Annotated in this window: 8 protein-coding genes; 2 read left to right on the top strand and 6 right to left on the bottom strand. The window is 75.6% G+C overall.

The genetic code is table 11. The features are described 5' to 3' along the window. Positions 1–807: phosphopantetheine-binding protein (locus ABZ452_RS32300; RefSeq protein WP_357951218.1), on the top strand; the 807-nt coding region annotated here is incomplete at its 5' end. Positions 808–895: 88 nt separating this feature from the next. On the opposite strand, the gene ABZ452_RS32295 is transcribed toward ABZ452_RS32300, so the two are convergent. The 6 genes from ABZ452_RS32295 to ABZ452_RS32270 all read right to left on the bottom strand — a co-directional run bounded on the left by ABZ452_RS32295 (position 896) and on the right by ABZ452_RS32270 (position 5,087). Beyond that, the gene (locus ABZ452_RS32295) at positions 896–1,300 is read right to left on the bottom strand and encodes a hypothetical protein (protein ID WP_357951215.1); all 405 of its coding nucleotides are present in this window, start codon (positions 1,298–1,300) and stop codon (positions 896–898) included. After that, positions 1,300–1,599 (bottom strand): hypothetical protein, encoded by a 300-nt coding sequence (locus ABZ452_RS32290; protein ID WP_357951212.1) that lies wholly within the window; start codon positions 1,597–1,599, stop codon positions 1,300–1,302. The genes ABZ452_RS32295 and ABZ452_RS32290 overlap by 1 nt, the downstream gene beginning before the upstream one ends. A gap of 111 nt (positions 1,600–1,710) precedes the next feature. Further along, complete coding sequence (locus tag ABZ452_RS32285; protein ID WP_357951210.1) at positions 1,711–2,427, bottom strand: 4'-phosphopantetheinyl transferase superfamily protein; 717 nt, start codon at positions 2,425–2,427, stop codon at positions 1,711–1,713. Continuing rightward, positions 2,424–3,275 carry a metallophosphoesterase gene (locus ABZ452_RS32280; protein ID WP_357951207.1) on the bottom strand — a complete coding sequence of 284 codons (852 nt, stop codon included), beginning with the start codon at positions 3,273–3,275 and terminating at the stop codon, positions 2,424–2,426. Before ABZ452_RS32280 ends, ABZ452_RS32285 begins: the two co-directional genes overlap by 4 nt. Positions 3,276–3,341: 66 nt before the next feature. After that, on the bottom strand, positions 3,342–4,745 hold the full coding sequence (locus ABZ452_RS32275) for an AMP-binding protein (RefSeq protein ID WP_357951204.1): 1,404 nt from the start codon (positions 4,743–4,745) through the stop codon (positions 3,342–3,344). A gap of 57 nt (positions 4,746–4,802) precedes the next feature. Further along, positions 4,803–5,087 carry a DUF5988 family protein gene (locus ABZ452_RS32270; protein WP_357951201.1) on the bottom strand — a complete coding sequence of 95 codons (285 nt, stop codon included), beginning with the start codon at positions 5,085–5,087 and terminating at the stop codon, positions 4,803–4,805. Between the two features lie 391 nt (positions 5,088–5,478). Between ABZ452_RS32270 and ABZ452_RS32265 the strand changes: the two genes are divergently transcribed. Next, positions 5,479–6,958: carboxyl transferase domain-containing protein (locus ABZ452_RS32265; protein ID WP_357951198.1), on the top strand; the 1,480-nt coding region annotated here is incomplete at its 3' end.

Genomic DNA, 6,958 nt, shown 5'->3' with positions numbered 1-6,958 from the left:
ACCCACGGCCTCCCCGCCACCGCCCTCGCCTGGGGCTACTGGCACCAAACCACCGGCATGACCGACCACCTCACCACCACCGACCAACACCGGCTCGCACGCACCGGACTCCTCCCCATGCCCACCGACCACGCCCACGCCCTACTCGACGCCGCCCTGGCAGGCGGCGAGCCGGCGCTGGTGCCGGTCGCCCTCCACCTGGCCGCCCTGCGCACCGGTCCGGTGCCGGCGATCCTGCGGGGCCTGCTGCCCGAGTCCCGCCGCCCGGCGGCCCCCCAGGTGGCGCTGGCCGACCGGCTCGGCGCACTGGCGGAGCCCGAGCGGCTGCCCTACCTGCTCGGGCTGGTACGTGAGCAGATCGCGACCGTGCTCGGGCACACCGATCCGCAGGCCGTCGAGCCGCAGCGCACGTTCAAGGACCTCGGGTTCGACTCGCTCACCGCCGTCGAGCTGCGCAACCGGCTCAACGCCGCCACCGGGCTGCGGCTCCCGGCCACGCTGGTCTTCGACCACCCCACGGCGGACGCCCTGGCCACGTACCTGCTTGCCCGGATCCCGGTGACCGGGGACGGCCGCCCCGGGGACGTGCTCGATGAACTCGCCCGGCTGGACCGGGTGCTGGCCGAGGCCACCCTCGACGAGGCCACCTTCCACGAGGTGCGGAACCGCCTGCAGCGGAGGTTGGCGCTGCTGGGCAAGCGGTGGGAGGCCGCCGAGGACGGCGATCTGGACGGCCGGATCCACACCGCGTCGACCACGGAGATCTTCGACTTCATCGACCAGGAGCTGGGCCGGAAGGTGGGGTGACGGTGGCGGGGGCGCGCAGGCCCCCGTACACGGTCAGGCCCGGGGTGTCGCCACCCCGGGCCTGATGTCGTCGTGCGGGACCTCCGGCTCAGCGGCGCACGGGCGGGTCCGCCCGCCCGGGGTCCTCACCGGAGGTGAGCCGCGTCGAGCCGGTGAGGGCGGCCCAGGCCCGCCGCTCCCGGCGGCTCAGCGGCGGCGCCGGCCGGTAGCCGGGACGAGGGTCGGGCGGGTACGGCCCGCCGTCAGGATCGCGGCGCGGTGCCGGGACCGTCGGGGGCGAGTTCCGCCCGGCCGGGCCCGCGGCGGGAGGAGCCCAGCCGGGCGGCGGGCCGCCGGCCGGTGTGGTCCAGCCGTCGGGCGGGCCCGCCACGATGCCGCCGGGCGACGCGGGCGGAACCCAGCCGCTCATCGTCACGGCGAAGTGGGGCAGGGCCGCCCAGTACTCGCGCCACCAGGCGCGCAGCGCCGACGAGACCCGGTTCGGGCGGCTCACTAGGCACGCTCGCCGGACACCTTGAAGCCGCCGAACTTGCCCGCCTTGACCTTGCCCGACAGCTCGGTGCCGTGCACGGCCAGGTGGAAGGTGACGGTCATCTTCAGGTGCGGCAGCTTGGCCTTGAACTGCAGGGCGTCGCCGTCGACCGTGCCGTCGAAGATCTCCGTCGACAGGTTCTGGCCGGTGTTGACCATCGTGCCGGTCACCGTTCCCGCGTCCTCCACGAGATCGACGGACACCTGCTGGCGACCCATCGGCGACTCGATCACCAGGTTCCACTTACCGTCCACGCTCATCGTGGGCCTCCAATTCGTGCCGGGCGACGGGTTCGACCGGGCGGCGTAGGGGGCCATCGTGCGGGACCGGGCCAAAGGCAGCTTGAAGCGCGCGTTGCGGTCGCGCGGAGGTCAGCCGGACCCGCGGCGGGCGCCCGCCGGGTGGGCCGTGCGGTGCGGCACGGTCGGGGTGGCCACGGGCACGGCGATGGCGGCGAGCACGAGGCCGTGCCGGGCGAGCCACCGGCCGGTGAAGCCGGTCAGCGGGCGGCCGTCGGCCAGGGTCGGCGGCGGCACCAGCAGCCGGGCCCGGAAGGCGCCGGCCGCGTCGAGCCTCACGTCGGCTTCCTCGAAGTCCAGCCAGCGCCCGGTCAGCGGGAACCAGGCCTTGTAGACCGACTCCTTGACGCTGAACAGCAGCCGGTCCCAGCACACCGCCGGGTCGTGCCGCAGCAGCTCGGCGACGCGCGCCCGCTCGCCGGGCAGGGAGATCGAGTCGAGCACCCCGGTGGGGAGCGGTTCGTTCGGCTCCGCGTCGATGCCGGCGCTGAGCAGGGTGCCGTCGCGGGCGGCGACGGCGGCCCGGTAGCCGGTGCAGTGGGTGATGCTGCCGACCGTGCCGTCCGGCCAGAGCGGTTCCCGGCGCGTTCCGGCCGGCAGTGCGACGGGGGGTACGCCCAGCTCGGCGAGGGCCCGGCGGGCGAGGTGCCGGCCGGTGGTGAACTCCCGGCGCCGCTTCTCCACCGCGCCGGCCACCAGCGCCTCCTCGGCCGGGAACAGTCGGGCGTCCGGCGGGTCCCCGTACGCCTCGGCCGCGGCGACCCCGGCCGGCAGCAGCTCGCCGATCACCGGACCGGCTCCGGCAGGAGCACCCGGCGCACCGGGCGGGGCGGGGTGGCGCGCCGCCGCCACTCGCGGGGGTAGCCCAGCGAGACCTCCTCGAAGCGCACACCGTCGTGGACGGTGGTGCGCGGGATGTGCAGGTGGCCGTAGACCACGGCGGCGGCGTGGTGGCGCAGGTGCCAGTCGGCGGTCAGGTCGGTGCCGCACCACTGCGCGAACTCGGGATAGCGCAGGATCCGGGTCGGTTCCCGGACCAGCGGGAAGTGGTTGATCAGCACGGTCGGGACGGCGGGGTCCAGCGCGGCCAGGCGGCGTCCGGTCTCGGCCACCCGGGCCCAGCACCAGGCCTCCCGGCTCGGGTACGGGTCGGGGTGCAGCAGCATCTCGTCGGTGCAGACCACACCGGCGGCGTACGCCCGCTCCAGCGAGTCGGCCTTCGTCGTGGCGCCCGGGGCCCGGAACGAGTAGTCGTAGAGCAGGAAGAGCGGCACGAGGGCCACCGGGCCGCCCGCGCCGGTCCAGATCAGGTAGTCGTCCTCCGGGGTGCGGATGCCCAGCTCGCGGCAGAGCCGCACCAGCTCCCGGTAGCGCGCCTCGCCGCGCAACTGCACCGGGTCCCCCCGGGGCGTCCACAGCTCGTGGTTGCCCGGCGCCCAGACCACCGTGGCGAACCGGCTGCTGAGCAGGGTGAGCGCCCACTCGACGTCGGCGAAGAGCTCGCCGACGTCGCCGGCGACGATCAGGCAGTCGTCGTCCGTCTCCGGACGCAGGCCGGCCACCACGTCGCGATTCTCCTGGTACGCGACGTGCAGGTCGCTGACCGCGAGCAGGTTGCCGGTGCGGGGTCGCCCCACGTCGTTCACCTCCCGGTGCTGTGGTGGGTCCCGACGCTAGTGACGGGGGTGCGACGCGCCAACCCCCTAGTCGCCCCTAACCGGCGCCGGGTCCCGCAGCAGCGTCTTCTGCACCTTGCCGAGCGCGTTGCGCGGCAGCCGGTCGACCAGGTGCACCCGGCGCGGTCGCTTGTGCACGGACAGGTGCCGGGCGACGAAGTCGATGAGCTGCTGCGGCTCGGCCCCGTCGGCCACCACGTACGCGGTGATCTCCTCGCCCAGGTCGGGGTGCGGGGCGCCGACCACGGCGGCCTCGGTGACCGCCGGGTGGGCCAGCAGCGCGTCCTCGACCTCGCCGGCGCCGACCCGGTAGCCGCCGGTCTTGATCAGGTCGATCGAGGCGCGCCCGACGATCCGGTGCCAGCCGTCGGGCCCGATCACCGCGATGTCGCCGGTGTCGAACCAGCCGTCCGGCATGGGCACCGGCTCCCGGTTGAGGTAGCCGCTGAACAGGGTCGGCCCGCGGACCTGGAGGCGGCCGATGGAGCTGCCGTCGGCCGGCACGGGCGTGCCCGCGTCGTCCACCAGGCGGGTCCGCACGCCGGCCAGCGGCAGCCCGACCTGGCCCGCACGGCGGTCGCCCGCGGCGCGTCCGCTGACGGTGATCAGCGTCTCGGTCATCCCGTACCGCTCCAGCGGCGGCTGGCCGCACCAGGCGGCGAGGCGGTGGAAGACCGGCACCGGCAGGGCGGCGCTGCCGGACACCAGCAGGCGGGCCGGGCGCAGCGCCCGGGCGGCGGCGGGGTCGGCGGCGATCCGGGACCACACGGTGGGGACGCCGAAGTAGAGCGAGCCGCCGGCGGCCGCGTACGCCTGCGGGGTGGGCCGCCCGGTGTGCACGAGCCGGCAGCCGATGCGCAGCGGGCCGAGCAGGCCTAGCACCAGACCGTGCACGTGGAACAGGGGCAGCCCGTGGACCAGCACGTCGTCGGCGGTCCACCGCCAGGCTTCGGCGAGGGCGTCGAGGCCGGCCGCGACGGCGGCGTGCGGGATCACCGCGCCCTTGGGCGCGCCGGTGGTGCCGCTGGTGTAGAGGATCAGGGCGGGCTGCTCCGGGCTGGGCGGCGCCCAGTCGACGTCGGCCCGGCCGGCCCGCTCGATGGGCAGCCCCGGCGGCTCGCCGTCGGCGGCCGGCTCCCGGTCGCCGGTGAGCAGCAGCGCCGCGCCGGAGTCGCGGAGGATGTGCCCCCGCTCGGCGGGGCCCGCGTCCGGCGGCACCGGGACGACCGGCACGCCGGCCAGCAGCCCGGCGACCACCGCGACGGCGGTGGTCACGGTGGGCTCCGCCCGGACCGCCACGGCCGGTGCGCCGCGGATGTCCCGGGCCACCGACCCGGCCCAGCCGAGCAGCTCCTGCCGGGACAGGTCCCGGCCGCGCAGGCGCAGCGCGGCCGGGTGGTCGGCGCCGGCGTGCAGGGCGTCGAGCAGCATGCGGATCAGGCTCCCTGGACGGCGGGCGCGGCGGGTCCACGCGCCACGGACGACACGCTACTCGGCGACCCGGGTGCGGCGGGTCCAGCGGAACACCACCGGCTCGCCGTCGGCCGGGACGACACCGTCGTGCTCGAAGTGCTCGTAGCCGCCGTTGTGCGCGAGCTTGACCTTCTGGTCGGTGGGGGCGAGCCGCTGCGACCGCCACTCCGGCGGCAGGTGCCGCGGTCCGCCCTCGAGGACGACGTCGATGAGCCGGGCTGCCTCTGCCGCCCGGCCGATGGCGTCGCGACCGTCGTACGGGGCGGGACAGGTGCTGGTGGGCTGCGAAATGTCAGTCATCACGAGAACCTTTCACCTCAATGTCGCCGCACCGCATTCGGCGGCGTCGGCGGCAATTCGCCGAATGTGTGGACCGGTGACGTGGACGTGTTTTCCCGGACGGGGACGAACCTCGAACGACGGTGGTCGAGCCGCGGGTAACGCGTGGTCAGCGGGCTGTCGGCGGCGGGGCGGACCGGATTCGTCCGACCCCGACCAGGGCTCAAGTTAGCCAGGTCACACAGCCCCGCCAACCCTTATCCGCACCCCTACCGGAAATGCTGGTCGGTCGATGGCCGCGCATTGCCGCGGCTTTAGTCCGCCGCCTCATGCTGGCGCGGGTGCGGCGACTGTCCGACCACATTTCCGGCGTCGATCGCCGCGTCCGCCGCGCTGAAGCTGAGGAGTGCGCATGACCGTCACCGTCGTGTCCCCCGCCGTCGGCGTCGAGGCGACCACCGATCCGCGGCATCCCCTGGTCCGGCTCGGCCAACTGTTCGACCCGGGCACCATGTCGGTGTTCCGACCCGCCGACGAGGCCGGGGTCGCGGTGGCGACCGGCCGGATCGCGGGCGCCCGTGCGGTGGCGTACTGCACCGACGCCTCCCGGATGGGGGGCGCGCTGGGGGCGTGCGGGGCCCGCAACATCGTCGAGGCGATCCACCTGGCCCTGCACCGGGGTTGCCCGGTCGTCGGGCTGTGGCACTCCGGGGGCGCGAAGCTCGCCGACGGCATCGAGTCGATGGACGGCGTCGGGCAGATGTTCGCCGCGATGATCCGCGCCTCGGGCCGGGTCCCGCAGCTCTCCGTCGTCCTCGGTCCCGCGGCCGGCGCGGCCGCGTACGGGCCCGCCCTGACCGACCTGGTCATCCTCTCCGCGACCAACGGCCGGCTCTTCGTCACCGGGCCGGACGTGGTCCGCCGGGTGACCGGCGAACAGGTCGACATGGAGACCCTCGGCGGCGCCGGGACGCACAGCTGGTCCTCCGGGGTGGCCCACGTCATCGCCGACTCCGAGGCCGACGCCTACCAGCGGGCCCGCCGGTTCACCGCGCTCCTCGCGCATCCCGGCGTCGTCGACCCCACCGCCGTCGCCGAGCCACGCGACCTGCGGGCGTTGCTGCCCGAGACGGCCCGCCGGGCGTACGACGTGCGACCGCTGGTCCGCGCCATCGTCGACCGGGACTTCGAGGAGTCGCAGCCCCGGTGGGCGCGCAACATCGTGACCGGGCTCGGCCGGTTGGGCGGGCGGGCCATCGGCGTGATCGCCAACAACCCGCTCCACAAGGGTGGCTGCCTGGACTCGCTGTCGGCCGAGAAGGCGTCGCGGTTCGTGCGGATGTGCGACTCGTTCGGGGTGCCGCTGCTGGTGATCGTGGACGTGCCGGGCTACCTCCCCGGGGTGGGCCAGGAGAGCGGCGGGGTGGTCCGGCGCGGCGCGAAGCTGCTGCACGCCTTCGGCGAGGCGGTGGTGCCCCGGGTCACGCTGATCACCCGCAAGTCGTACGGCGGCGCGTACATCGCCATGAACTCCCGCTCGCTCGGCGCCAGCGCGGTGCTGGCCTGGCCCGACGCCGAGGTGGCGGTGATGGGCGCGCAGGCGGCGGTGGAGGTCCTGCACCGCCGGGCGCTCGCCGCGGCCTCCGACGAGGAACGGCCGGCCCTGCTGGCCCGGCTCGTCGCCGCCCACGAGGTCGAGGCGGGCGGGCTGGACCGGGGGCTGTCGCTCGGTGTGGTCGACGAGATCATCGAGCCGGCGGACACCCGGCGCCGGGTGGCGGAGGCGATCGCGGCCGCGGCCCCCCCTCCCGGGCAACACGGCGACAACCCGGTGGGAGGCGCCGGGGACCCCCCCCCCGCGCCCGGCCGCCGGACCGACCCCCGCCGCGGCG

This window comes from Micromonospora sp. NPDC005707 (genome assembly GCF_040631005.1).
Lineage (GTDB): Bacteria > Actinomycetota > Actinomycetes > Mycobacteriales > Micromonosporaceae > Micromonospora.
Note: the sequence above shows the minus strand (reverse complement) of the source record. Positions and strands in the feature narration are given on the sequence as shown.

Bases quoted from the DNA above. Each gene is read 5' to 3' on its own strand.
- ABZ452_RS32290 (WP_357951212.1), bottom strand. From the start codon at position 1,599: ATGAGCGTGGACGGTAAGTGGAACCTGGTGATCGAGTCGCCGATGGGT.
- ABZ452_RS32275 (WP_357951204.1), bottom strand. From the start codon at position 4,745: ATGCTGCTCGACGCCCTGCACGCCGGCGCCGACCACCCGGCCGCGCTG.
- ABZ452_RS32270 (WP_357951201.1), bottom strand. From the start codon at position 5,087: ATGACTGACATTTCGCAGCCCACCAGCACCTGTCCCGCCCCGTACGAC.